At 45.3% G+C, this 25,332-nt stretch carries 27 protein-coding genes and 1 tRNA gene; 15 read left to right on the top strand and 13 right to left on the bottom strand.

The genetic code is table 11. From position 1 onward, the window contains the following. Positions 1 to 263 precede the first annotated feature (263 nt). Together QZ938_RS04875 and psbX are read right to left on the bottom strand one after the other, a co-directional pair. On the bottom strand, positions 264 to 1,076 hold the full coding sequence (locus tag QZ938_RS04875) for a Ycf66 family protein (protein ID WP_293148961.1): 813 nt from the start codon (positions 1,074 to 1,076) through the stop codon (positions 264 to 266). A 292-nt stretch (positions 1,077 to 1,368) separates the two neighbouring features. After that, positions 1,369 to 1,488, bottom strand: coding sequence for a photosystem II reaction center X protein (psbX, locus tag QZ938_RS04870; RefSeq protein ID WP_293148964.1), 120 nt, complete (start codon positions 1,486 to 1,488; stop codon positions 1,369 to 1,371). 89 nt (positions 1,489 to 1,577) lie between these two features. On the opposite strand from psbX, the gene QZ938_RS04865 reads away from it, so the two are divergent. Both QZ938_RS04865 and QZ938_RS04860 read left to right on the top strand, forming a co-directional pair. Next, positions 1,578 to 1,736 (top strand): hypothetical protein, encoded by a 159-nt coding sequence (locus QZ938_RS04865; protein WP_293363122.1) that lies wholly within the window; start codon positions 1,578 to 1,580, stop codon positions 1,734 to 1,736. 34 nt (positions 1,737 to 1,770) lie between these two features. Continuing rightward, positions 1,771 to 2,055, top strand: coding sequence for a YggT family protein (locus QZ938_RS04860; protein WP_293148966.1), 285 nt, complete (start codon positions 1,771 to 1,773; stop codon positions 2,053 to 2,055). Between the two features lie 270 nt (positions 2,056 to 2,325). Here the strand turns inward: QZ938_RS04860 and accC are convergent, their stop codons facing one another. Continuing rightward, on the bottom strand, positions 2,326 to 3,678 hold the full coding sequence (accC, locus tag QZ938_RS04855) for an acetyl-CoA carboxylase biotin carboxylase subunit (protein WP_293348529.1): 1,353 nt from the start codon (positions 3,676 to 3,678) through the stop codon (positions 2,326 to 2,328). Between the two features lie 229 nt (positions 3,679 to 3,907). On the opposite strand from accC, the gene QZ938_RS04850 reads away from it, so the two are divergent. The 5 genes from QZ938_RS04850 to QZ938_RS04830 all read left to right on the top strand — a co-directional run bounded on the left by QZ938_RS04850 (position 3,908) and on the right by QZ938_RS04830 (position 5,339). Beyond that, a tRNA-Leu gene (locus QZ938_RS04850) sits at positions 3,908 to 3,991 on the top strand. A 228-nt stretch (positions 3,992 to 4,219) separates the two neighbouring features. Beyond that, positions 4,220 to 4,462, top strand: a complete 243-nt coding sequence (locus QZ938_RS04845; protein WP_293148968.1) for an AbrB/MazE/SpoVT family DNA-binding domain-containing protein — start codon at positions 4,220 to 4,222, stop codon at positions 4,460 to 4,462. Then, a complete protein-coding gene (gene mazF / locus QZ938_RS04840) occupies positions 4,459 to 4,803 on the top strand; it encodes an endoribonuclease MazF (protein ID WP_293348532.1) in 345 nt (114 codons plus the stop codon). Before QZ938_RS04845 ends, mazF begins: the two co-directional genes overlap by 4 nt. A gap of 88 nt (positions 4,804 to 4,891) precedes the next feature. Then, the gene (locus tag QZ938_RS04835) at positions 4,892 to 5,095 is read left to right on the top strand and encodes a hypothetical protein (protein WP_293348535.1); all 204 of its coding nucleotides are present in this window, start codon (positions 4,892 to 4,894) and stop codon (positions 5,093 to 5,095) included. Positions 5,096 to 5,126: 31 nt separating this feature from the next. Further along, complete coding sequence (locus QZ938_RS04830) at positions 5,127 to 5,339, top strand: helix-turn-helix transcriptional regulator (protein ID WP_293348538.1); 213 nt, start codon at positions 5,127 to 5,129, stop codon at positions 5,337 to 5,339. A gap of 197 nt (positions 5,340 to 5,536) precedes the next feature. Here the strand turns inward: QZ938_RS04830 and QZ938_RS04825 are convergent, their stop codons facing one another. Both QZ938_RS04825 and QZ938_RS04820 read right to left on the bottom strand, forming a co-directional pair. Beyond that, complete coding sequence (locus QZ938_RS04825) at positions 5,537 to 5,905, bottom strand: hypothetical protein (protein ID WP_293348541.1); 369 nt, start codon at positions 5,903 to 5,905, stop codon at positions 5,537 to 5,539. Between the two features lie 4 nt (positions 5,906 to 5,909). After that, positions 5,910 to 6,398: a hypothetical protein gene (locus QZ938_RS04820; protein ID WP_293348544.1), complete on the bottom strand. Its 489-nt coding sequence runs from the start codon at positions 6,396 to 6,398 to the stop codon at positions 5,910 to 5,912. 380 nt (positions 6,399 to 6,778) lie between these two features. On the opposite strand from QZ938_RS04820, the gene QZ938_RS04815 reads away from it, so the two are divergent. Beyond that, positions 6,779 to 7,210, top strand: a complete 432-nt coding sequence (locus QZ938_RS04815) for a hypothetical protein (RefSeq protein ID WP_293348547.1) — start codon at positions 6,779 to 6,781, stop codon at positions 7,208 to 7,210. Positions 7,211 to 7,230: 20 nt separating this feature from the next. Here the strand turns inward: QZ938_RS04815 and QZ938_RS04810 are convergent, their stop codons facing one another. Then, entirely contained in the window at positions 7,231 to 8,586 is a 1,356-nt protein-coding gene (locus tag QZ938_RS04810) for an NB-ARC domain-containing protein (protein WP_293348551.1), read from the bottom strand. A gap of 216 nt (positions 8,587 to 8,802) precedes the next feature. Between QZ938_RS04810 and QZ938_RS04805 the strand changes: the two genes are divergently transcribed. Together QZ938_RS04805 and QZ938_RS04800 are read left to right on the top strand one after the other, a co-directional pair. After that, on the top strand, positions 8,803 to 9,252 hold the full coding sequence (locus QZ938_RS04805; protein WP_293348554.1) for a hypothetical protein: 450 nt from the start codon (positions 8,803 to 8,805) through the stop codon (positions 9,250 to 9,252). 45 nt (positions 9,253 to 9,297) lie between these two features. Next, positions 9,298 to 9,852 carry a hypothetical protein gene (locus tag QZ938_RS04800; RefSeq protein WP_293348557.1) on the top strand — a complete coding sequence of 185 codons (555 nt, stop codon included), beginning with the start codon at positions 9,298 to 9,300 and terminating at the stop codon, positions 9,850 to 9,852. Between the two features lie 17 nt (positions 9,853 to 9,869). Here QZ938_RS04800 and QZ938_RS04795 read toward each other — a convergent pair whose 3' ends face one another. The 4 genes from QZ938_RS04795 to QZ938_RS04780 form a co-directional block, all read right to left on the bottom strand. Beyond that, positions 9,870 to 10,076, bottom strand: a complete 207-nt coding sequence (locus tag QZ938_RS04795; RefSeq protein WP_293363124.1) for a hypothetical protein — start codon at positions 10,074 to 10,076, stop codon at positions 9,870 to 9,872. Further along, on the bottom strand, positions 10,076 to 10,540 hold the full coding sequence (locus tag QZ938_RS04790; RefSeq protein ID WP_293348563.1) for a hypothetical protein: 465 nt from the start codon (positions 10,538 to 10,540) through the stop codon (positions 10,076 to 10,078). Before QZ938_RS04790 ends, QZ938_RS04795 begins: the two co-directional genes overlap by 1 nt. A 167-nt stretch (positions 10,541 to 10,707) precedes the next feature. Further along, positions 10,708 to 11,382 (bottom strand): DNA-binding response regulator, encoded by a 675-nt coding sequence (locus tag QZ938_RS04785; RefSeq protein ID WP_293348565.1) that lies wholly within the window; start codon positions 11,380 to 11,382, stop codon positions 10,708 to 10,710. Positions 11,383 to 11,659: 277 nt separating this feature from the next. Next, positions 11,660 to 12,931, bottom strand: a complete 1,272-nt coding sequence (locus QZ938_RS04780; protein ID WP_293348568.1) for an FAD-dependent hydroxylase — start codon at positions 12,929 to 12,931, stop codon at positions 11,660 to 11,662. 39 nt (positions 12,932 to 12,970) lie between these two features. Between QZ938_RS04780 and QZ938_RS04775 the strand changes: the two genes are divergently transcribed. Further along, positions 12,971 to 13,204 carry a hypothetical protein gene (locus QZ938_RS04775; protein WP_293348571.1) on the top strand — a complete coding sequence of 78 codons (234 nt, stop codon included), beginning with the start codon at positions 12,971 to 12,973 and terminating at the stop codon, positions 13,202 to 13,204. Between the two features lie 79 nt (positions 13,205 to 13,283). Here the strand turns inward: QZ938_RS04775 and QZ938_RS04770 are convergent, their stop codons facing one another. The 3 genes from QZ938_RS04770 to QZ938_RS04760 all read right to left on the bottom strand — a co-directional run bounded on the left by QZ938_RS04770 (position 13,284) and on the right by QZ938_RS04760 (position 19,872). Beyond that, positions 13,284 to 16,427, bottom strand: coding sequence for a PAS domain S-box protein (locus QZ938_RS04770; protein ID WP_293348574.1), 3,144 nt, complete (start codon positions 16,425 to 16,427; stop codon positions 13,284 to 13,286). A gap of 840 nt (positions 16,428 to 17,267) precedes the next feature. Beyond that, entirely contained in the window at positions 17,268 to 18,407 is a 1,140-nt protein-coding gene (locus tag QZ938_RS04765) for a serine/threonine-protein kinase (RefSeq protein WP_293348577.1), read from the bottom strand. Between the two features lie 802 nt (positions 18,408 to 19,209). After that, positions 19,210 to 19,872: a glycosyl hydrolase 108 family protein gene (locus tag QZ938_RS04760; RefSeq protein WP_293148985.1), complete on the bottom strand. Its 663-nt coding sequence runs from the start codon at positions 19,870 to 19,872 to the stop codon at positions 19,210 to 19,212. A gap of 99 nt (positions 19,873 to 19,971) precedes the next feature. On the opposite strand from QZ938_RS04760, the gene QZ938_RS04755 reads away from it, so the two are divergent. From QZ938_RS04755 to QZ938_RS04740, 4 genes are all read left to right on the top strand, one after another. Further along, positions 19,972 to 22,164, top strand: a complete 2,193-nt coding sequence (locus QZ938_RS04755) for a tetratricopeptide repeat protein (RefSeq protein ID WP_293148987.1) — start codon at positions 19,972 to 19,974, stop codon at positions 22,162 to 22,164. A 340-nt stretch (positions 22,165 to 22,504) separates the two neighbouring features. Then, positions 22,505 to 23,089, top strand: coding sequence for a tRNA isopentenyl-2-thiomethyl-A-37 hydroxylase MiaE (locus QZ938_RS04750; protein WP_293348580.1), 585 nt, complete (start codon positions 22,505 to 22,507; stop codon positions 23,087 to 23,089). A 91-nt stretch (positions 23,090 to 23,180) separates the two neighbouring features. Then, a complete protein-coding gene (locus tag QZ938_RS04745) occupies positions 23,181 to 23,678 on the top strand; it encodes a GNAT family N-acetyltransferase (RefSeq protein WP_293148991.1) in 498 nt (165 codons plus the stop codon). A gap of 72 nt (positions 23,679 to 23,750) precedes the next feature. Then, on the top strand, positions 23,751 to 25,142 hold the full coding sequence (locus QZ938_RS04740) for a cytochrome P450 (RefSeq protein ID WP_293348583.1): 1,392 nt from the start codon (positions 23,751 to 23,753) through the stop codon (positions 25,140 to 25,142). Positions 25,143 to 25,332: the final 190 nt, after the last annotated feature.

Here is a 25,332-nt window from a genome sequence, read left to right as displayed (position 1 = left end):
ACCTGCTCACAGTTTTAGCACTTAGGAAGTACATTGAAAATCAAGACGCCCCCGAAGACTAATTCATCGTGGCTAAGCTTAATTGTCGGCTTCCGTTCCTCCATCCGACGAGCCTTTCATCCCTCCGGTAATTCATTCGGGGTACTTCGCTTAACGCTCAGATTCATCCCCTCTGAATATACCGAGGGACTTCTCGGCTGGCAGTTAATATTTGTCTCGATCGCGCGAGAAATGTTTAGTTTAACCCACCTACTTATCTTTGCCTATTTGTCGAAATTGGGGGAACTATCCGGTTGGTCTTCCGGGTATTCTACGGGGCGATACTCCACGTAGTCTGATGGCGGTGCTTCTATCTCGCGGTTGCCGGGGCGAGACCTTGATGCTTCGGAAGGCCGGGGTTTTTTGGTTCTCGGCGGCGCGTCAGAACTGCGGTTTTCCGAAGTTGGGGGGCGGTTGCGGCTGCTGCGGGCCGGTCTTTCTTCGGGGTTGTCTGAAACGTCCCAGTTGTCAGAGCCTTGGGCGGGCGGGGCTTCTGGGCGCGCCGGACGTTTGCGCGAGGGAGGGCGATCGATCGACTCCCGAGATGCGTTCGCGCTACCGTTGCGATTCGACGAGGGACGGCGGCGGGGCTCATCGTCGTAGACTTCCCGCGAGGAACGATTTTCTTGACTGCCTCTAATCCGGGGACGCTGCGGGTAGTCTTCCTCTGGTTCTATCTGGTCGAAGTCGTTATCGTAGCCATCGTAAGCGTAGGCGTTGCTGACTGGTCGCTCTTCATCTACGTATTGGGAGCGACTTTTAGCTTGGGCTGTGGTCGCTCCCCGCAGTTTGATGCTTTCGGCTGCAAAAAATATGGCGGAACCTGCAAGTAAAAATTGACCGAATGCCAGAATTGGGTCAAGCCGCCATCCTTGAAATAACAGAATACCGCCACAGAGCAAGCCCACGGCTGCAAAAAAAATATCGTGGTCTCGGGCTAGTTTGGGACGCCACGATCGCAGAAAGTACAGTCCTGCCCCTGCTACTGCTAGGATGATCCCTAACAGGCTGCTCAAGTTCAATCCTAAATTGACCATTAGCCTATCTCCTATGTCTTTCCTATGTTAGCGAGTTAGATTTTACATCTATCAATAAGTCTGTCAGTCTGTTATCCCGACTGTGGTTTCACAGGGCAGCCTCCGGTCAAGCTTTCAGAAGAGGGAAGCGCACCTTATAACAATGAGTTTAACGGGAAAAAACCTCAGCTTGGCCGTCAACCGAAGGTTTTGCCTTCACAGTTGCTGGTAGCCGAGGTTTCACAAGCCGGAAAATGCCCGACGTGCAGCCGAATATTGACTTACAGCGCCTGACTTAAGTCCCGCCGACTTTTTAGGTGCGCTTGATTTTGTCTTTTTGGCTGATAAAGATCAGGGCGATGGTTGCTGGAATGACTACCAGCGAAACGCCGACCAGCAGGCTGTACAAAAAGTTCGCGAGTGAAGGAGTCATAAATTCAAGACCTTTGTTACAACAATTTGATTTTTATTAATTTTATCAGCAGTCAGTTCTCAGGGAGAAGTTCGGCAACGGATTTTGCAATGGATGTGGTGCTACCAGCAATATTTTTACCCTGGAAAACTCTCAGTCTCGCACCCTCAAACCCTCTAACTCTTTCCATCCGAAGGTATAAGGCCGGAATAATTCTGCCGATCGTGTTCGATCGCACCTGGGAAACGGTTAAAATTATGAAAGGCTGACTTCACAAAACTTAAGATTTTCGAGATAAGACCCATGACTGGTATTACCGTTGCAAGTTGGATTCTGGGCTCTGTTCTAGTATTGATGACTTTGCTATTTATTTTTCGGATCGTTCTGACTTGGTATCCCGAGGTGAATCTGAGTCGTTTACCGTTGAGTTTGATTGCTTGGCCGACGGAACCTTTTTTAGCCGTAACTAGAAAGATTGTACCGCCGATCGGCGGAGTGGACATTACGCCGATTATCTGGGTGGGCATCTGTAGCTTGCTGCGAGAAATGATGCTCGGCCAGCAAGGCATCCTGACGATGATGATGTAAAATTTATTACTCACATCAAGGTACGTTGTTGCGCTTCAGCGCTCTTTTGCATATGTCAAGGAACCCAAATTAAATAATTTACACATATTTTGTGGGATGGGCGTCCCGCCCGTCCTTTCTTGACGGGCGAGACGCCCATCCCACAATACTGTAAAATTTGTTACTCAAATCTAGGTACGTAGTTGCGATGAAAGCGCTCTTTTGCATATATAAGGAGCGCTGAAGCGCAACTACGTACCTTTGTTGCTGGCAGGGTTTGATTAATGACCACTAACCATTTTGGCCCATGAACTGTTCGACAAAATTCGTGTAAACTTCGCCCCTGAGAAACTCGGGGGAATCGAGGATTTTTTGGTGGAAACTGAGGGTGGTGGGGACGCCGGTGATGGCGCATTCCCGCAACGCCCGTTTCATCCTGCGGATGGCTGAAGGTCGATCGCGCCCCCATACAATCAATTTACCAATTAAAGAATCGTAGTAAGCCGGTATTTCGTAATCGGTGTAAACGTGAGAGTCCATCCGCACGCCAGGGCCGCCGGGAGGCAAAAAGCCGGTGATTCTGCCGGGATGGGGTCGGAAGTTGCGATCGGGGTCTTCAGCATTGATTCGGCACTCGATCGCGTGGCCGCTGAGAATTACTTGGTTTTGCTTGATTTGCAGTTTTTCACCTTGGGCGATCCGAATTTGTTCGGCAATCAAGTCGAGCCCTGTAATCATCTCCGTGACAGTATGTTCCACCTGAATCCGGGTGTTCATTTCCATGAAGTAGAACTTGCCCGATTTGTCAAGCAAAAATTCCACAGTCCCTGCACCCGTGTAGTTAATGGATTTGGCCGCGGCAATGGCGGCGTGACCCATTTGATCCCGCAGTTTCTGGCTGAGGGCTGGGCTGGGGGCTTCTTCCAGGAGTTTTTGGTGCCGGCGCTGAATTGAACAATCTCTCTCGCCGAGATGGATGACGTTACCGTAGTTGTCGGCGAGGATTTGGATTTCGATGTGGCGCGGTTTTTCGATGAATTTTTCGAGGTAGACTCCGGGATTGCCGAAGGCTGCATCGGCTTCGCCTTGGGCTGCTGAGAAAAGTTTGGGGAGTTCGGATGCTTCTCTGACTAGCCTCATGCCACGGCCTCCACCGCCGGCGGTGGCTTTGATCATGACAGGATAGCCGATGTCGCGGGCTATTGCTAAAGCTTCGCGATCGTCCGCCAGCAATCCGCCGCTACCGGGAACTGTGGGGACTTTCACCCGCTGCATGGTTTCTTTGGCGGTAGATTTGTCGCCCATCGCCCGCATCGCAGCCGGAGAGGGGCCAATGAAAGTAATTTGATGATCCGCGCAGATTTCGGCAAATCGGGCATTTTCGGCGAGGAAGCCATAGCCAGGGTGAATGGCTGCGGCGTTGCGCGTCAGGGCAGCCGAGATAATGTTAGGGATGTTTAAATAGCTTTTGCTACTGGTGGGGGGGCCGATGCAAACGGCTTCGTCGGCCAACTGAACGTGCAGGGCGTGCTTGTCTACGGTGGAGTGAACGGCGACCGTGGCAATCCCCATTTCCTCGCAGGTGCGTAGTATGCGGAGGGCGATTTCCCCCCGATTAGCGATTAAAATTTTCGAGAACCCCATCTTCGGTGCTTATTCACTCAATATTCTGTAGAATAATCCCTTTCGGTATCTTCTGGATAATGGTTGCCCATAAATTCTTAATAAAAATTTATTTTACATTTTGGTGATAGTTGTGCTATGGTTTTAAATCGGTGGTCGAAAAGGGCTAGTCACAAGTTAAATGTCAGGAACCTCAACCTGTGCGTGTTTAACTGGTAACGCAAAAAAATCCCAGAGATTGTCGGAAAGAGCGGATGTGGCGGAATTGGTATACGCGCACGCTTGAGGTGCGTGTGGCATTATGTCCTTGCGAGTTCGAGTCTCGCCATCCGCATTGAATATGTAAAACAACTGTTGACAGTTTTTGCTGTTAGCAGTTGTTTTGTTTTTGATGGGTGGGTGCCCAGAAACCGGGTTTTTGCGACAGACTTGGTTAGGATGCGAAGATTTGGGAAAAAACCCGGTTTCTGAGATTTAGTTGCTATACTGTAGACACTATGTATATACATCCTTAAACAAGGTGAACTCCTGAGAATAATATTACTAGCTAGAGGATTTGACTATGGTTGGGACGATCGCAAAGTGGGGAAACAGTCTTGCTGTTCGGATTCCACAGCATTTAGCTAAAGAGATTAACTTAGTGGAAGGTTCCCAAGTGCAGCTTGTCTTGATAGATGGTAGGCTGACGATCGAACCGATAACTCGTCGGCGGTATTCGCTTGAGGAGTTGATTGAGGCGATTACTCCAGAAAATCTTCATACTGAGATTGATAGTGGAGTTGCTGTGGGGAATGAAGTTTGGTGACACAATCAAATCCCTACATTCCGAGTCGAGGCGATATTGTTTATTTAGACTTTGACCCCACTAAGGGACACGAACAAAAAGGACTTAGACCTGCTTTTGTGCTGTCGCCTCGTGCTTATAATCAGAAAAGTTCTTTAGCTTTATTTATGCCTATTACCAAGCAACAAAAAGGGTATCCTTTTGAAGTTGCTTTACCAATTGGATTAAAAGTTCAGGGAGTGATTCTTGCAGATCAAATTAAGTGTCTAGACTGGAAAGTTCGCGGTGTTCGATTCGTTGAGTCTGTATCTGAAGATGTGATTGAGGAAGTGCAAACCAAAATTGAGCCATTATTACTCTAAAAGTAGTGGCGAGAAACCGGGTTTTTGCGACAGACTTGGTGACAACTCCTAGATTTCGGAAAAAACCCGGTTTCTTAGATTTTGGATTGTGGGTGGGTGGCGAGAAACCGGGTTTTTGCGACAGACTTGGCGACAACTCCCAGCTTTCGGAAAAAACCCGGTTTCTGTGGTTTTGCGCGAGTATCGTCGGGTGCGTCGCTATCAGATATCTTCAAGTACGATCGAACTTCTGACAGCGACGCACCATACAAAATACTCTTTAACTGTCGATCGACAATTGTGTTTGAATTAAAAAGATAGATACTTATCGTTTGTCAAGTAGAATGGGGTTAGTTAGGTTCCGAATCCGAGAGTTTGCGGACGAAAAGGGATGGACGCTAAAAGATGTTGCCGATCGCTCCGAAGTTCCGTACAGTACAGTCAGGCACTATGCTCGTTCGGAAGGACTAGCAACGGTTGATATCACATCAATTCAGAAAATAGCTCGCACCCTCGATGTTTTGATTGAGGAGTTGATGGAAGTTGTTAAAGAATAAAATGATCGATCGGTAATTAGGATCTCAGAAACCGGGTTTTTTCGACAATACTGCGTTGAAGACGACAGATTAAGTAAAAACCCGGTTTCTTTTGTCGGAGTGGGTAAATCGAGATTGATTTAGGTGAAAAGGGCGATCGTCCTTTGATGTTTTTAGGGAAAGGGCGATCGGCTTTTTATCAGCAGGTGTGAATTCTGCTATCGGCTCTCTTTAAGCTGGTTGTAATTTTGGCGCACTGGTGCATTCAAACCAGGTTGTTCAAAGCGCACAGCTTGCCCAAGTACCAGGATAATGATAGTCAAGACAACAAAGAAAGACTGCGAACCTTGGAAGGGTTCGACTAATTCATCGATTTTGTAGAAATTGCCGCAGTCGCACAGCCGGATATTCGAGTTTTCAGGGTGGGAATGCCAATTGCAGGGCAATTTTTTGAGGCTGGAATTGTCTTTGTAAGGGCAAGTAGTCATCTGATTTTTCCTCGTCAAGTAAAGAGTGTTGATGTATTGAAGATTGGCAAAATTTAGCTGTGGGGAGGCGATCGCATCACTATCAAATGCGATCGCCAATCGTTTAAGATTCAGTTCGGTTCGGGAAATGAATGTTAAGCGTCATAGTTGGGCAGATCGCAGAGCCCGGACAACAGAGATTGTGAGGGCGATAGCGCATCAATTGCGAGAATTGCCCTTTGCTGAGTTTCTGTTCTTCAACGAGTTTCGGTTTACCGCCACGAATTTTGTATTTGCTGTCAATTGCTGCTTCGCCGGCAATCAAAATATTCACGTTGTACCAAGAATCGTGACAGTGAATTCCTGTATCTGTCGCCGGTGGTAGGTGGATCAGAAGAATCTCGAACAAGCAGCAGGAAAACAGCCGGATATAGCTGTAGCCACGCCAGTGAGTCTCGATTAGTTGGGGGCAAAGCTGTTGCAGTTGCGACCATTTGTCGCTGGAAGTGTTGGCTTGCAAGAGAATGAGGAGAATTTCGCACAGCAGGATGATGCCGTTGGCCTGTCGGGGGTTTGGCGACGGGCGATCGGGATCTAGAGATAAGTTGTCCATGATGCTATCTTGGAGGTATGTTTATTTGACTAGCGGCGATTCCTCTGTGGAGCGCCGTTTTTCGTTGTTTTGAGACAACAGTGCCATTTTGCTCTGTGTAAGCATCTGACGCAGCGTTCCCAGTGAACTTAATATCAAAAATAAACGACACATCAAACATTAATGCCGATCATCAGCGCCGATGTAAAAAAAAATATGTTAAAGTTATCCAAATTCAATCACAGTAAGCTTCTCAGCAAATTGTGCTAGGACAAAGCCCCATATCCTGCCGATAATCGGCATTTTAGAGCTAAGTAGGCAAAATGCCTAACCCCAGATTCGGGGTTTTTAGTACGGAAAGCAAAGTCGATGGTTAGGACCAAAACACCAAAAATTCTGTTATGTCTAAAAATTGTTATTTGACTGGCAAAGGGCTGCAAAAAGTACAAACTGCTTTAAGGAAATTGTCTCAGGGTTATAGTCAGGAAAATTGTTTAAAATCAGTGAACAAGCCGTTTCCTGAAAATGTCAACCTTTCAAAATTAGAATCTATGGTTAGACAGCAGCGTGAAACACTCAAGAAAATACTCCATAGGACACATCCTGTTAATAAAAAAAGTCTGGATGATCTGTTTACTGCTCTTTCTATAGACCTAGAAGAAAGTGATTATGAAAACCGTGGTCGTGATCCTAAAAATGCAACCTCTACTAACCAAAGGATAAGCGCAAACACCCACAAAGCTCCAGGAGAGCAAGTCACGCAGGTGATTGCATCAAAGAATGGCATCCCTAAAGTTATTAGAACGATCAGTCAGAACAGGAGAAATTTATAGATTGATTATCTTATCTAGCGTTAAGGCTCTACCACATCGGTTGTATTGCCAGATTTGATATATTTGGTAATGTACTTTTGCACCACAGGTTGTACAGTAAAAAGTAATTCACTGCCTTTTGTAATTTTTTCTATTAAGAAGCACCATACTAAAGATTCTAAAGCTTGTATAACATCTGCTATATCTGCTTTTGACTGAAACTCTTCTTGCAATTGTTTGAATGAAATTGGATAGTGATAATTCGCTACATAGCATATAAGGTTATTTTCTAAAATTGATAATGCTTGGAACTGCTCATCCAATATTTTTTGAATCCCCGGCATGATTGTTATTGTGCCGAGTTGTAAATACTCAGATACTTTGCCATTAAATAGGCTTTTAATTGTCTTAGCAACTAGCTTTAAGCCCAAGGGATTGCCTCGATATAGTTGAATGAGGTCACTCCATTTATCCTGGTCAGATAAAGATTCTTCTTTGAAGATTTCTGATGCTGTTTCTACGGTTAACCCATCCAATTTTAATGAACGAACAGGTCTTATGGAGCCTTCTAGCAATGCAATCTCTCTAAATCGTTGCCGACTGATTAGAACTAAGCAACTTTGATGAGATACTTCTCCTACCCGTTTAATGAGATCGCCATACCCTTCGTAGCCCTCTTTATATTGTCTATATAGATGCCCAGGTTCTAAAATCAACTCAGCATTATCGAGTACCAACAGACATCGATGCGATCGCAAATACTGGATCAGGATCGACATGAGATTAGCTGCGTCTTTTGGTAAATTAGTGAGTTCCTGATTGGAAAAAAATTTGATCGAGTCTGCTAAAAACTCTGTGACAGGTGGGGCATAATGAAGACTTCGCCAGATGACGTACTGAAACTCACCCTCAATCTGTTTTGCCACTTTCACAGACAGAGCAGTTTTGCCAATCCCACCCATGCCCAATATTGCCACCAGTCGGCAGCGATCCTTCACGATCCATTGGTGTAGGGTTGCCAGATCCTCAGTGTGTCCATAGAAAACAGGTACATCTGGTGCTTCACCCCAGTCTTGGGCTGAGATGGCGCTCGCCCCTTTATCCTCTACTTTCGTTTGGAAAAGTGGGATTGATTGCAAATGCGAGCCTCGCTCCAGCACAGTTCGCAGATTAGTTTTTGCGACTGGTTCCCCTAATACTGATGAGAGTTGATTCCACAACTGAGCAGCAACGCTCTTGACGTAAATTGCATTATATGAGTGTTGTTCAGCAATGTGGTGATACCTTTTACCTTTCCAAGTGTTCAGAACTATAGCCTCTTGCAAATGCGTCAGGTGTTTTCCTGTTGTGGTCCAGATTAACTCATCAGTGATTCTTAAGGCTTCCTCAACGTTCATTGCTTAAGGGGGAGTCTAGTTATGACTGTAATCTTACCATAATCTTACCGCTATCTTACCTTTACTCTAAAATATTACTTTTTAACACTTTTTAACCGACTGTATCTTGCTGACAAGTTTGGATATCCGCAGTAGAGTAACAAGTATGTATTCACTTGCATAAAATTATAAAAACTCCCCGATATACAAAGAAAAAGCCAAAAGAGGAAGCCAAAAGTGTATAAGACATCCACTAGAGTTCGCGATCGGCATTCTTACAAACCAGTTTTGGGAACGGTCAAAAAGGCGATCGATCGGAATTTGTCTGAAAAAGTCTATCTTCAAGGCACTTACTGGCAGCTAAGGGTCGTTTCATCTGCTGATATTAATGGAGCAAATGCGGCTTTTGATTACACTACAGATACTATTTATTTATCAAGGGAATTTCTGGCCAAAAATGTAAATAACCTACAGACAAAACTAAGTGTTCTGTTGGAAGAGATTCGCTTACCTAATGTCAGCGAGCGGCATCGTTATCAATTCACAGCTAGCGAAATAGAAGAGTTTGAGTCGGATTGCGAAGAGCCATTACCAAAAGTCGTTCGCTCAGCGATTGGCATCAAAAGACATCGCTATCGATTCACAGCTAGGGAAATAGAAGAGTTTGAGCCTGATTTGAAGCTATAATACTCCAATTCATCACAAAAAGTGGTTGGAGTTTACTATTGAATTATGCGTATTATTCCAAGTTCAGCGATGCCTGAGCCAGTACGCCAGATTTTGGCTGAACTAGAAAGCAAAGGATATGAGTTTACCTGCTATCAAAAGAAAAATGGTGAAACCTTCATTCAATTTTCGGATGAAGTAAAAATCATAGATACTGATGAAGTAGAGCCTTGTGATACCGTTATTTATATTAAAAAAGTTGTCAGTTTAAAACCGCCTCGTGATTCAGATTACGCAATTTTTGCTACCTTCATCTGTCACGGGATAGAGGGAAACAAAGCTGAATCTTTCAATAAAGAGGTTGATACTCTCAACTACAAAAACTTATTAGGAAAGTTTGTGCGCGACTGCGATGATGAGGTTCGCTATATTCTGTGCTTTACCAATGAGGGTGAGAGTTTCCTGATTTCAGAAGATCAATCTGAATCTCAGGATATTTTGTATGTTACTAATCATTGTGTGACTCACCTGAATTCAGAAGTGGTAGAAGCCCGTCTTGAATATCATAATAAGATGAAAAGTAAAGTTTTTCCAATGTTGGAAAAATTGAGAAACTCTTAAACTCAACTACCGCAGATCTACAATTCTATTGGCAAATCCCGATACTCAATTGGCTGACGCACCAGCGATCCCTCTGCTCCGAAAACTTTCTGACGGTCTTTTGTCTTACCAAGTCGATCGGCAAAGTCTTGAATAATTGTGAAAACTCGATCGTCGTGAGAGAGTTCGCGTAGCTGATTTTCAAGAGTTTCCAGATTGTTAGGCTCATTATTTGCTACAGCCATCACGATCGATCTATCCTGTTGTCGATCGCACTCTCAGATTCCAAAGGACGATCGATTTCATCAGGATCGAGCATCACTTCATCATCTTCATCCAAGTCCAAATTCTCTGGAACTAATCGATCGAAACTATTGCGAGTAGGAAGCTCAGGCATATCTCCCAGCATCGCAACTGCTTCCGCAAGTAGATTGAGATTCTCAGGATCTGGGTGTTTTTGTGCCGCCCGCACAGCCAAGATGACGATACGCAATCCTCCTCTCATGCGATCGACATCACGGGCCAGTCCATACATTGCTTGAAAGTCATTTTCCTCAATAATGCGGTACTGTCCTGTTTTTGTCTGGAGGGTAGCAATGACACCATTGGCGATCGAACTGAGTGCTTCTGCGCCTTTCAAACGAAACTTCTCAAATGATGTCCAATTTGCACCGCTTCGTAACCTAAATTTTTTATTTGTAATTTGCATAGTTTAACCTCTTTCTTATATCCTAACGCAAATCCAACGAAAAAACAACGGCTATTGATTTTGATGGGTGGCTGGCCAGAAACCGGGTTTTTGCGAGAATATTTGGTGACAGGCGAAGAGATGGGAAAAAACCCGGTTTCTTCGATCGCGCGGAACCGTATCAATTTCTACCCAATCCCGTACAAGTAATCGAAATTACCGTCTCCCACAGAGTTTCTAAGGGTATTGATGATTTTCTTTGTGTCATCGTAGGGCCCCTCAATATAATAAGGTTTTCCATCGCGACCGAATTTCAAGCTGATTTCGCTGGTTGGTTCTCCTAAATGAGCCTTCGACTCCTCGAAATCGCGATGCGGTTTAAAGCCTAATGTTTTGGCATAGGCGATCGCACCCCAAACCAAAGCTTGTGCTTGCTCTAAACTAATCTCTTCGTATCCCACAAACGGCGAGTAAGAATTCTCGATGAGATTTTTATATTGGCTATCGTTGCAGTTACGCGGCGGCATGGCATCCTTCACCCCCAAACACCAGTAGTCGATCAAATAAGTGGCTGCAACAAAACGATTGTATCCCTTGGAACGGGTAACCATCACTAAACCCAAACCGCCCGCTTCAGTGGTTTCATTTCGCAACAAGACATTGGCAAAATTTACATCCACGAGACATTGAGCAACGGGCAATAAATCTCCTTTTTCGGCGCTAGCGAGGGCTGTTTGTTCTGCCTGGGATCTAAGAAAGGTACTGACTTCGGATGCTGTCAATCCTAACTTTCGGGCGATTTGTTTGGGCGTTAATTGGCGATCGCGCAGGCTGAGTATCTCTTGTTCTTGTTCGGGTTGCATGGTTTGTCTACTCCCGTCAGGGCTGGGTTTGATCTGAGCGGATTATTGTAGCGCGATCGCGCACGAAAGTACAGATTGACTTTTGTGACGAGGGTTGAGAAACCGGGTTTTTGCGACCAACTTCGTAACATTGCAAATATTCAGGAAAAAACCCGGTTTCTGAGATGGTGCGCGGGTGGCGAGAAACCGGGTTTTTTTGAGATTATTCGTTATTATCGATAAAAATCGTAAAAACCCGGTTTCTTGGATTGGAAGGACTGAAGTCCTCACTACGAACCTAGTTTTGCGCTAATTTCGGTGGCCGCCCCATTAAACCGGTCATCAATCGCAATGCTAAAAACCTGACTGGGGGAATTGTCCGCAAACACCACAATCCGAAGCGGCGGAATGCTACAATCGGCAGCCATGTATTGGAAAACAATCTATCTAGAAAATCGGTAAATCCCAACACGACTAAATTCTCTTTTTTGCGCCAGTTGTGATACCGTTTCAACACTCGCAAGTCGCCGATGTCTTCGCCTTTTTGGTGCGCTTGCTGCAAGATTTGGGCGATCGCACCTGCATCTCGAATCCCCATATTTAAGCCCTGTCCGCCCACGGGATGGCAGCAGTGGGCCGCGTCGCCAATGAGTGCTAATCTGGGCAACACGTAGCGATCGCTCTGCATTAACTGTACCGGAAACAAAAAGCGATCGCTCTCTAATTCCAAATTCCCCAAAAGCCCGCCGGTGCGCTGTTCCAACAAAGCTAAAAACTCTGTTTCTTCCATTGACTGCAAAGCTTTTGCTTCCGCGTGAGGCGCAGTCCAAACTACTTGACAGCGGTTCCCCGGTAATGGTAGGACTCCCATCGGGCCGCTCGGCCAAAAGCGCTCAAAGGCGATATCGTTGTGCGGTTTTTCGGCTTTAATGGTGATAGCTACGCAGGATTGCCAGTATTTCCAGCCGCGAGTGCTGATATTGGCTTCGCTGCGGATTCGGGATTTAGAACCGTCAGCAGCAACTAATAATTTGGTGCGAATTGTGCGAGTTTCGCCCTGTTGTTTGATTTGAATTTCGGCGCAATTAGTTAAATATTTTACCTCGACTACTTCCGCAGGACAAACCCAACTAAAATTATGGTTTTTTGCTAAGGATTCCTGCAAAGCTGACAGCATGACTCGATGCTCACCAACATAACCTAATGCCTCTTTTGGTACGGGTAATTTCCCAGTATTTCCTAAATCGGGGCGGTGGAATTCGACGACTCCGGGATAGTCGCCGTCGCAGAGGCTAATTTGCTCGAAGGTGGTTATTTGCGGTAAGATTTGTTGCCAAACTCCGATTCCTTCTAAGATCATTCCTGACAGCAGGGTGACTGCGTAGGCTTGTTTTTTGGCTGCTGCTGCTGCGGGGAGTTGGGTTTCAATTATGGCGATTTTTAAGCCGGAATCTTTGAGGGCGCACGCTAAGGTGGCCCCGACTATGCCGCCTCCGACTATGGCTATGTCAAAGTCTAATTCCGGTGTTTGTGCAGGGGCTGTTGTTGCTGAAAGTTGGTTTACGGGCATTTTCAAGGGATTTTTTTAAGTGAATAATTATATTTACTCTTGTATTGTAAAGAATTATTTCGATTTTGGGCGATCGACCCAGACGGGGAGATGACTATTTTGCAAGGTGCGTCGCTTAATACTGCGGAGGGTTTTATGTGGCGAGGTATGTTGCTGGGCTTTAGCCCCAAAAGCGCCCAAGCGCAACTACGTACCAAGAAAGGTATGTTGTTGGGCTTTAGCCCCAATAGCCCTGAAGCACAACTACGTGCCTATGGTATCTCTGGTATGTAGTTGGGCTTTAGCCCTCGGAGCGCTGAAGCGCAACTACGTACCTAAGAGCGCTGAAGCGCAACTACGTGACACTCAGAAATTAATGACTGATGACTAATGACTGATTACTGCTCACCATTTCCTTTTCCTTGATGTTTTCCGTTGCTTGGGCTGATAGATTCTGGGAAATGGGAATCTCTATGATAAACTCTGCACCTTTCCCGGGTGCAGAAACACATTTCAATTTTCCTCGGTGTTTTTCAACTATAATTTGATAGCTGATTGATAGTCCTAAGCCAGTGCCTTTGCCGACGGGTTTGGTAGTAAAAAATGGATCGAACAATTTGCTCATAACTTCAGGATTGATTCCCATCCCGTTGTCGGCAATCCGAATGGTTACTGTGTCTGTATTCGCACTGGTGTTAATCTGAATGGTGTTGGGGCTAGCATATATTTCTGTTGGAGAACGCTTGCTATTGTATTCTTCGAGGGCATCGATCGCATTTGCTAACAGATTCATAAATACTTGATTGAGCTGACCTGCATAGCACTCGACTTTGGAGAAGTTACCGTAGTTTTTGACGATCTCGATCGCCGGACGAACTGAATTAGCTTTGAGCTTGTGCTGCAAAATTACTAAAGTGCTTTCGATTCCTTCGTGAATGTCTACTCGCTTCATCTGCGATTCGTCGAGTCGGGAAAAGTTACGCAAGGATACAACTAAGTCGCGGATGCGATCGGCTCCTACTTTCATTGATTCCAAAATCTTCGGAAAGTCTTCCATTAAGAAATCAATTTCTATCTCTTCGGCTGATAAAGCAATTTCCGTGACGGGATATGGGTATTTTTCCTGGTAAAGGTGGAGCAATTCGAGCAAGTCTTTGGCGTATTGGCTGGCGTGGGTGATGTTGCCGTAGATGAAGTTAATCGGGTTGTTGATTTCGTGGGCGACTCCGGCAACTAGCTGCCCTAGTGATGAGATTTTTTCGGTTTGGATTAGTTGGGCTTGGGTTTCGTGCAAGTCGCGGAAAGCTTTTTCGAGCTGGGCTGCTTGCGATCGATACTGTGCTGCTGATTGCTTGAGTGCTTCCAATACTTGGACGCGATCGCTAATATCCGTGTGCGTGCCCACCCATTCGCGAATGCTGCCGTCTGTTGCTAAAACTGGGACTGCGCGCACCCAAAAGTGCCTGTAGCTGCCGTCAGACGCCCGCAAGCGGTGTTCGATTTCATAGAGGTTTTTGGTTTCGACTGCGCGCATCCAAGCTTGCAGCGTGAGATCGCGATCGTCTGGGTGCACCGCCGAAAACCAGTTGTCTGTAGCTTCCTCCAAGCTTTGGCCTGTATATGCCATCCAGTCTGTGGGCGCGATCGGCTTTCCTTGTGCGTCTGTGATCCATACGAGTTGCGCGGTAGCAGCGATCAGCGATCGGTATCTTTGCTCGCTTAAACGCAGGGCTGTTTCGGCTTGGAAGCGATCGCTGATGTCGCGGGCGATGGTAGAAATATATGCGAGTTGGCCGTCTGGTGCTGAGTGGGAGATGATGACTTGGCTGACGGGAATTTCGACTCCCGAGGCTGACACGAAGGCTGTTTCTCCACTCCAAACACCGCCTGAGATTGCGGTGGCGATCGCTTCCTGGAAGGTGTTGCGGGCTGAGGCTGCGGCGAATTCTCCAACTTGTTTGTTCGATATATCTTCGTTTTCGTCGATACCCACCATTTTTCTGCCTGCTTTGTTCATGTAAACAGCGTGCCCGTCGAGATCGCAGATACCTACAAAATCCGGTGTTGCTTCGAGAATTGCTGCCAGACTTCTGTTGGCGACTTCTGCTTGTTTGCGATCGGTAATATCCCGCGCGATGCTAACTATACCGCTGATTTCTCCTTGCCCGTCTCGATAAGCGTTTTTTGTCGAAAGAAATGTCCGCAATTTTCCTTGAACTAGCAATTCTTCTTCCATTACTTGCGTTTTTCCCGCTGTCACGATCTGGCGATCGGTTTTGGTAATATTGGCTGCAATTTCCGCCGGAAATAACTCGCTGTCATCTCGGCCGATAATGTCGTCAAAAGACTTGCCAATGATGCTAGCTCCCGCAGCGTTGAGCATCATGTAGCAGCCCTGAATATCTTTGACAAATAGGGCGGTCGGCGTACTGTTAATGACTGTGAGCAACAGGTTGTAGTTTTTTTGGAGCGCCTGCTCTGTTGTGTGAGAATCGAGAATTTGCTGCTGCAATTGCTCGTTAGCAAGTTGCAGTTCAAGAGTCCGTTTCTCAACTTGACTTTCTAAGTCTGATTTAGCTTTGATCAGCCCCAGTTGGGTTCGATAGCGCCTCCTGTCTGCGATGCAAATAGTTTTGGCATTCTGCCAAATCAGAACAGTAAAAACGATCGCGTTCAATACGCTTAACAGCGATATTCCTAACTCCGGAGAGTAGGCTTGCAACCGCTCTCCCGAGATGATGAAGTAACCTGCCAAAGTCGGAATAACCATCGCCTGTGGTAACAACCGCCTTGCCATGATGCCGCCCGCGCGATCGCTCGCAATTACTGCTATCAATCCTCGCTCTGGACTGGCAAATAAAATGCCGAGGCTCAGCAAAATAAATGCTACGGAGGTGTGCAAAGCCATTCCTGTATAGCCAATTGTGTAAAAGAAAGGTTTGCCGTAGATGTAGCCGATCAAGCCCAGATATGCAATTAAAAATGCACAACAGCTTAAGATTTGAACCCGCAGGTATTTGGGGCGGCGTAGAGACAGCAGCAGCAAGGCAGTTCCCTGTAATAAAAAAGCAGTGGCAGTATTCGGCGCCATCCGTCCCGGTGCTGAGATACTTGTGAGGTTGGAATTGTCTTTAAATAGCAGTTGGTCGATGCCTAAGTCTAAATTAGAGCTATATTGAATTAGGGTGAATAGACTGATTAATATAATTAAAAGTGAACTGGAAACAATTAAAGCTTTATCTATTTTCTGAGGTTTAATTGTTGTTGATTTGGCGCGCCTGCGCTGTTGCAGAAATAGAGACAATCCGCTCAAAATAAAGCAGAACGCTGTGTTCGCTTTCATGCTCGGGAGTTCTGGAAAAATGCTCTTTAAGAGTTGCAGGTCAAAGATCCAACCCAACATGACTGTACAGCCGATCGCGATTACTGCAATACCAGCTTTTTTGGAAAAAGACTGGAGTGCTGCAATTGGGGTTGAGGGCGGCTGCACTTTTTGCGATCGTTCAAAAAATTCCAATTTCTCGCTCCCTCAAATTATGTGAGTTTCTAGGTGTAGAAGGTAACAATAAACACTCTACTTATATTGTTGCCAGATATACCAAGCTGCTTAAGATATTGTTATAACGGTGTAGATAGCACATAATACTAACGATCTTATCTAACTTGAGATAGATTGTCAACTAAAAGTAACAGGCTTTGATGTATAAGGCATTCGTCAGAATTCAATGATTTTTCTTGATTGTTAGTTAAAATAAAAAATTCTTTTTTCTTTCGGATTTGTCCTTATTGTTTGTTACTTATTCCTTGTTCCAGCGAGGTGGTAAAAAGTGCGATCGCCCGATTCATCTTCCGGGCAGAGTGTTTTTACTCACTCATTCGAGGGGTAATGGTAAAGGATTGTGCGATCGACTCCGCAGGGCCCTAACAACAAAAATAGCAGTCGGATTGTCAACCGGCTGCTGTGGCTGTTGTTCGTGCTATCCTATCCGTTGGCTCCGCTAACCTCACAAAAGATAAAACTGTGCGCTTGAAACCAATCCTAGACAAACTTTCGTCCGCTTTCGCGGACTCAAGAGCAGGGTGGTTTTATTGTTGTCATATAAATTAGGTACGTAGTTGCGCTTCAGCGCTCTTTCTAAGATTAGGACAGAGCGCTGAAGCGCAACTACGTACCTTGGCAAAAGTGCTATCCGACCTTTGAGCGATGCTTTCGATAGTTTCAGATTTCTTTTTCCGACAATAAAACTGCCCTGGGTTTCGCGGACTCAAAAAGGGGATATTCAAGCCAGATTTGGTATCAAATCTGACAACCAGGAGGGCGGGCGCGGGGGCACCGCCCCTACCAACTGACTAATGACTAATGACGACAGACTCCCAAGTTTTGAACTGCTTCCAAAGCTTCAGTTGCTGACTGGTAACGCTGGGGGAAAGAGTACAGCACCATCTGGTCTAAAATGCTAGCAAACTCCGGCGTCACAGTTGCATTTTTCTGCCAAATAAGATTGCCTAAATTATCGACTTTGAGTTGTTTCGGGCGCATCCCTGTCAAGGCTTGAATCCCGATGATCCCGACAGAATAGATGTCGCTGCAAAACTTCGGCGCACCGATGGCTTGTTCGGGTGGTATGTACTCTTGCTGAGTGCCACCGCCACGCGATTTGGTTTGACCGTTGCTATTTTGCGAGGTATTGATTTCTTTGACTGCCCCAAAGTCAATTAATACAATTTTGCTATCTGGTGAGCGCTTGATTAAGTTTTGAGGGTGCAAGTCGCGGTGAATTACATTTTCTTTGTGAACGAAGACTAGCACTTCTAAGATATCTTTCAACAAAGCAATAACTTGATGTTCTTCCCAGGGTTGACCTTCGATGAGTTCTTGATAGAGTGGTTGTCCTTCGATGAATTGATAGACTAAATAAAAATATCCATCTTCTTCAAATCGAGCTAACAATTCTGGTATGCGATCGTGTTGGCCTAAGCGATATAGCACTCGCGTTTCTAGATCGAATAGCTTGCTGGTTTTCTCTGACTGGCTTTTCAGGCGCTTGACGAGACACAAAGGTCGATCGGGCAAATTTTCATCTTCAGCGAGATATGTATCGCTGTACTCGGTGCTGACTAAGTGTTCTCGGATTCGGTAACGCATCCGCAGCAGCTTTTGCAAGATCGGATCGACCGATTTAACAGGTTTTGTGCCTTTTTCTAGAGATCTCATGATACAGTCCCAAAGATTTGCTCCGACTACTCTTTCTTCTGGTCGAATAATTTCTGCTTGCTTGAATATCTTGGTGAGATCTTTCCACAATTTGTAGCCGACATATCGGCCCAGGTATCCCACTGTGTACCCGCGGGCGATCGGATCGTTTTGCTGAATTTCTTGGTACGTCAAACCAGTTAAAACGCCTTTAATTATCGACTGCTGCAACCGACTCAGGTTTTTTTCTGTTTGTTGGTATACCAGGTTGTCCAAAAAAAATATTGCTTCTTCTACCGTCATAGGCTTCATATTTTAAGTGATTTGTACGGGAGTCACGCATTTTTCTATGCCTGAGTTTCTGTTATACATGATTTGACTTAACTTTGATAGCTTTGGCTACTGATTGAAATATTTTTTTATAAATATGACTTTTATGATTTTAAGTTATGACTTTTATGAATTGACATTATTCTCAGTTCCGATTATTGTATCAAGTACAAGTTTTAACTACGGAATATATTCCCAAATTAGCACGTTGCAAATTTGGCTGTACCCAATTAAAAAAAATCCTTAGTTAGCTTTTTACGCAGAGCGAAGCCGAAGGGCTGTCTTTCTTCTATAACTACAGCAAAGTGCGATCGACTCGGTACCGATCGTAGCGTTACTTTAATCGGCGCCAGCGGTAACGATTTTATCAGCGGCAGATAATCAAGTTTTGGCAACGGTGACTGGGTTCAATAGTTTGGTTACTGCATGGGATTTTGTGTTGCTGTAGATTCATTTTTTAGATTCCCTACTTTTTTAAGAAGTGGGGAATCTCGCAACTACGATTTTTTCTGGATGATTTTACCGCAGAGGCCGCAGAGAGCGCAGAGAAGAAGAGAGAGATAATATTAAAAAGGCAGAAGGAAGTTCGGCAACGGATTGTGTAACGGATGTAACGGATGGAATTCCGATGGAAGAATGAATAAGGAAGAGGGAAGAAGGGAAGAATTGGACAATTGAAGAGAGGGAGAAACGGCTATTAATTCCCAATGCCCAATGCCCAATCCCTCCGCTACGCTCCGCCCAATGCCCTGTTTGGCCAATGCCCAATTCCTAATTACTTAATCTTGTTCACGTAGCCCCACAAACTGTAATCGCGACTCAGCCAACCCCGGAAAAAAGCCATTTGACTCGGATCTTCTTGCACTCGTTTGTAGCGGTAAATAATCCGTTCGTTAATCATTTGCAGCGCCGTATTTTTGTTATTAGCAGATTTTAGCGCATCCCTCGTGCGCGCATCAAAAACACCAGTTTGTGGCAATCCTAAAGCTTGCTGCAAAAATGTAATAGAATTATTAATACCAAAATTAACAGCAGTGTCAAACATGACGATCGCCAAAGCAGGCTGCATCGTACCCGACAGGCTCGAATCCCAGTAATATTTATAAATTTCCATGAGCTCTGCTTCCGACATCTGCGTCACGTCGAGGGGTGGCAGCCCGCGACTGTAGCGGTAGGAGTTGTATTCCGTTTGCAGGATGCCCCGATAGGTTCTGCCGCCCTTATCTGCGGGGTGATTGCTGAATCCGCCCTCAAAATATAGGGTGAAATAAAGGGCTGTTTGAAATAGTCGCTGCCGAAAGTCGGCTGTCTGCTTTTGCGCGAGAGTATTTTGGGCAAAGGGTAAGGGGATTGCTAAGGCTAACAAGAGTATCCCCAGCAGGAGGTTTGGTTTCCACTTGATGTGATGTTGGCGCTGTGTCGCTTGCTTCTCGCTCATAAATTATCTGTGACGATCGCCCGTAGTTCCGCTAAAACTGCTACTCTGCAAAATGATTTAGATTCAACCTCTAACTTGATAGCACAGATAGGGCGCCAAATGAATTCCGATTTTCACAACCAATCCGAAACACCCCAATTAGAAGATTCTGCATCGCTGACTGTCGTTGCAGAAACTTATTACTCTGAAGGCAATTTAGCAGCCGCCGTCGCTGCTTGTCGCCGAGCTCTGGAATTGCAACCGAATTGGGCGGCGGCTTACGTGACAATGGGCAATGTGCAGCAAGCAAGCGGCCAGATTCAGGAAGCAATGCGGTTTTATTCGGAGGCGATCGCCCTGAATCCCGATTTTGCTGAGGCTTATGCTAATTTGGGGAGTATGCTCTACAAACAAGGGCATTTCGTGGAGGCGATCGTCAATTACCAAAAGGCGATCGAACTTAAACCAACTTTGGCTGCTGCTTACTGGAATTTGGCAGGCGCACTGAAGCAGCAAGGGCAGTCGGATGCAGCCGTAGCCTACGAGCAAAAAGCTCTCGAACTCAATCCCCATCTCGCTCAGGTAGATTTTCACATAAATTTAGGCGATAAATTAGCGCGACAAGGGAAGTTAGACGAGGCTGTGGCTGCATGGCAACGGGCGATCGCATTTAAACCCGATTTACCCGAAGCCTACTGTCAAATTGGCATAATTTTGCGCCACCAGGGCAAAGCAAAAGAAGCCATACCCAACCTGCAAAAAGCGCTAGAAATCAAACCCGATTTTATTGCCGCCCACCAACATTTGTGTGGCATCCTCCGAGATACTAGCGATTTAGCGGCCGCGCGGCAAGCCGTACACAAATACAGCCAAATGTGCGCCGAAACCGATCCAATTATGACGGCGATTTACTACGTCAGCACCTATCAAGTCTCGGGATTGAATCAAATTGCGGGCGATCGATTTTTAGAGTTAGAGTCGTACTTGCAACAGAACTTAGAAACGGCTAGCTCGGTAGAAATTAAATCGCTTTATGCAAACTTCTTATTCAGCACGCCCTATGTGCGAGATGACTTAGCAGCCAACTCTAAACTTTACAGATTAATTGCCCAAAAGTATATCGAAAAATGTATCAAACCCAATTTTTCTCAACCCGCAAATTACAGTTTAAAACCACAATCCCCAGCCAGCAAATTAAAAATCGGGTTTTTATCCAATCACTTCAGCCGTCATTCTGTAGGTTGGTGCAGCGCTGACATCATTCGCGAATTGTCCGAGTTCACACCCAATTTATATCTGTACGCTTCCGAAAGAATTACTCCTGACGATCGCACTCAGCAATTTGATAGTTTGGGCAAACTCACTTTCCCCAAAACTTACCCAAACGGACTTGCCAATTCCGCAGAAATTATCAACCAAATCCAGCAAGATGAATTGGATATTTTAGTCGATTTAGATTCTCTCAGCGTCCCAATTCACGCTGAAATACTTCACCAAAAACCCGCACCAGTTTGTGTCTCTTGGCTGGGATTTGACGCCCCATACATATCCTCGGAAAATTACTTTCTTACCGACTGGCATTCGCACCCAGCAGGTAGGGAAAAATATTATGACGAGCAGCTAATCAGAATGCCGGATTCCTTTGTGGCCGTGTCAGGTTTTCAGAGGTATGGAGTCGATCCGGTGGCGTTGAGAAAGTCGAATCGGATCGGTTTCGATCAGATAGTTTACCTGTGCGTCGCTCCCGGCAGAAAATTCAATTCCGATTTAGTAAAAGCACAAATTGCGATTCTCAAACAAGTGCCGAACAGTATTTTAATTCACAAAGCTTTGGGCGATGCTGCCGTATTTGAAGGTGCGTACCATCAAGCTTGCGAAGCTGAGGGAGTTAGTCGGCACAGAATTAAGTTTTTGCCCAGGTTTGCTACGGAGGAAGAACACAGAATTGTCTATTTGCTGGCTGATGTTTTGTTAGATTCTTATCCTTATAATGGAGGTACTCACACTTTAGAGGCTTTGTGGTTTAATTTGCCTGTGGTGACTCGCACTGGAGAACAGTTTTTGTCGAGAATGGGTTATTCGTTCTTGCAGGCTTTGGGAATTGAAACTGGTGTGGCATGGTCTTGGGCTGAATATGTGGATCTGGGTGTAAAATTGGGTAAAGATGGTGAATTAAGAAAGGCAATTCAAGCACAGTTGATGAAATCTAAAGACGCAGCCAATTTGTCGCCGTTGTGGAATCCGAAAAAGTTTGCTGGTGATATGTATGCGGTGTTTGAAAAGCTATTTCAACAGTTGACAGTTGACAGTTGACAGTTGACAGTTGACCCCCAGAGAGGGACCTCTACCCTTAAGTCCGAGTATTGGAGTAATGAATAGTCTGATTTTAATTTCTCCCTCGAAGGCGGGCGGGCTTTCAACCAATTCTTTCTGGTAAAATCTGAATTAATAGTATGATTTCCACTGGAATGACCGCGATTAAATAGGTTTGTAGTGAGGACTTCAGTCCGCACCAATCAAAGGACTGAAGTCCGAACGATAAAACAAACCGAGAAAGGTTATTTACTCGAAGGCTATTTAACTACTGACTACTGAGTAATAACGTTCGCGAGCGGGGACACCACTATGACAACTGACAACTGACAACTGACTAATGACAACAATTAAGTTTTTGAAACAGCCGACTTCGCCAGCTTGGATCGAACAGGCGATCGCACATTTGGATACAATCTTATTAGATCATTCTCACTGCGAGCGGAAAGCAGCCGGAGTAGCGTTAAATTTAATGTTTCGCTACCCAGCGCGGGAAAAAATGGTAAGGATGTTAACCGCCATCGCCCGCGAAGAATTGGAGCATTTCGAGCAAGTCAACCAGCGCTTAGAAGAGCGCGGGATCGCTTTGGGCCCTTTGGCTGCGCCTCCCTACGGTGGGGGTTTGTCCGCCCAAATTCGCAAGCAGGAACCGGAGAGACTTTTGGATTCTTTGTTGGTTTCTGGTTTGATTGAAGCGCGGAGTCACGAGCGGTTGGGGCTGCTAGGCGAGCATTGTCCCGACGCAGAATTAGCTAAGTTTTACCGCAGTTTGATGGCTTCGGAAGCGCGCCATTACGGGGTATATTGGATTTTGGCAACAACTTATTTCGATCGCGCTCTTGTTATTGAGCGGCTGGAGCAATTATCATTGATAGAGAGCGAGTTGCTGGCAACTCTTTATCCTGAACCGAGAATTCATAGTTAAAAGTTGGGTGCATTTCCAGACTGTAAAACACTAATTATCAGTAAAATTACAGTTGCCAAAGTCAAAAAATAAGTATAATTAGCAACAAGTAATGAGAACCCAACATCGGGATTTTTTAATTCGTTCCTGGGAAACGCGCGATCGGGCTGAGGCATTCCATTTAATTCAGAATGTTTTGGTAGAGTACGGTTTACAATGCGAAGTTCATGGCGCCGATCGAGATGTCTATGATGTAGAACTACACTATCAGAAGAAGGGCGGGGAATTTTGGGTAGTTGAAAAGCACGATCGAATAGTCGGTACAGCGGCTTACTATCCCGTCCAACGCGGAAAGAATGCTGTGGAAATCCGCAAAATGTATATTTTGCCAGCAGCAAGGGGACAAGGTTTGGGGAAATTTTTACTGCAAGCATTGGAAAGTAAAATTATCGCTCGCGGCTTTGATGAAATCTGGATCGAAACTGCTAGCGTTCTCAAAGAAGCTGTTAAAATGTACGAAACTAGCGGATATCTACCGACAACGGGTGTGGAAACAGCAAGGTGCGATCGGGTTTACGTAAAATCTCTCGGCGTCAACAAGCTAGAATAGAGATTCGCGATCGCTTGGAAATAGTAATAATGCTTTCAGTCATCTGAAACAACAAAAGCAGGATAAAAACCAATGACTATCCTCACAGAAAATTCTCAATCTCAAAATAACACTAGCAACAAATCTCTCGACGGCCCAAAAGAAGGGAGATTTGTTCAGACAGTCCGGGGGATTTTAAATCCCCTCTATTATTTAGAGAAAAATTATAAGACATACGGCGACATTTTCACCACCCAATTCAGCAACTTTCCGCCCCAGGTAGTTATTAGCAATCCTCAAGCAATTCAAGAAATTTTCACAGGGGATAGTAAATTCTTTGAATCTGGTACGGGAAACCAAGTAACGTTACCTTTAGTAGGCCCCAATTCCTTATTGTTGTTAGATGGCGATCGACATTTGCAGCAGCGCAAGCTTTTAATGCCACCTTTGCACGGTGAACGTATGAAAGCTTACGGAGAAATCATCCGCGACATCACCGAAAAAGCAATTAATACTTGGACTCCTGGTAATACTTTCGTAGCCCAAGCAACCATGCAAAACATTTCTTTGGATGTGATTTTGCACGCAGTTTTTGGGCTGAGCGAAGGAGAACGCTACCAACAAATTCACCAATTAATGGTTGATATGTTCAGCGTGTTTAGTAATCCATTAAATGCTACCTTTTTGCTGGTAAAGTCACTGCAAAAAGATTTGGGTGCTTGGAGTCCTTGGGGACGGTTTTTGCGGCAGAGACAGCGTTTGGATGAACTACTTTATCAAGAAATTCGCGATCGCAAAACTCAATCTGAACCCTTGGGCGAAGACATCCTCAGCTTGTTGGTTTCAGCCCGCGACGAAGCCGGAGAGCCGATGAGCGATGTTGAATTGCGCGATGAATTAATGACAATGTTATTCGCGGGACATGAAACTACAGCTACAGCTTTAGCCTGGGCTTTGTATTGGATTCACTATCTGCCGGAAGTTCGCGAAAAACTGCTGCAAGAACTCTCTTCTATTGATGTTGACAATTGCGATGGGATGGAAATTGCTAAACTGCCGTATTTGAATGCTGTCTGTTCGGAAACGCTGCGAATTTATCCGATCGTATTTTTTGCATTTCCGCGCGTTCCGCAAGCTCCGATGCAGTTAATGGGTTATGATATTCCCAAAGGAGTCATGCTTTCTACCTGCATTTATTTGGTTCATCACCGAGAGGATCTTTACCCCGAACCAAATCGTTTTAAACCAGAACGTTTTCTAGAAAGGCAATTTTCACCTTACGAATATTTGCCGTTTGGGGGAGGGAACCGTCGCTGTATTGGCGCAGCATTTGCGATGTTTGAAATGAAGTTAGTTTTGGCGAAAGTGCTGTCGCGATATTCTTTGGAACTTGCAGAAAATCGTCCGATTTTGCCAGTACGCCGGGGTTTGACAATGGCGCCCGCTGGCGGTGTGCGTCTGGTGGTAAAGGGTAGTTTGTCGTAATTTGTCGTAGTGTCGTAGGGTGCGTCAGTATGCGCGATATTTGGTGATGTTGAGAAGCTATAGCCTTTCTTAGATAGGTGAGGTACGTTGTTGGGCTTTAGCCCTCTTATATTTCAATACGGTTTACTTAACACTTTTTTGCGAAGTTCATCTGACGATTTTATATGCAGTACAGGAGTTTTTTGCAAGT

The organism is Microcoleus sp. CAWBG27 (genome assembly GCF_020883145.1).
GTDB lineage: Bacteria > Cyanobacteriota > Cyanobacteriia > Cyanobacteriales > Microcoleaceae > Microcoleus.
This window is presented reverse-complemented; position numbering and strand designations above follow the sequence as displayed.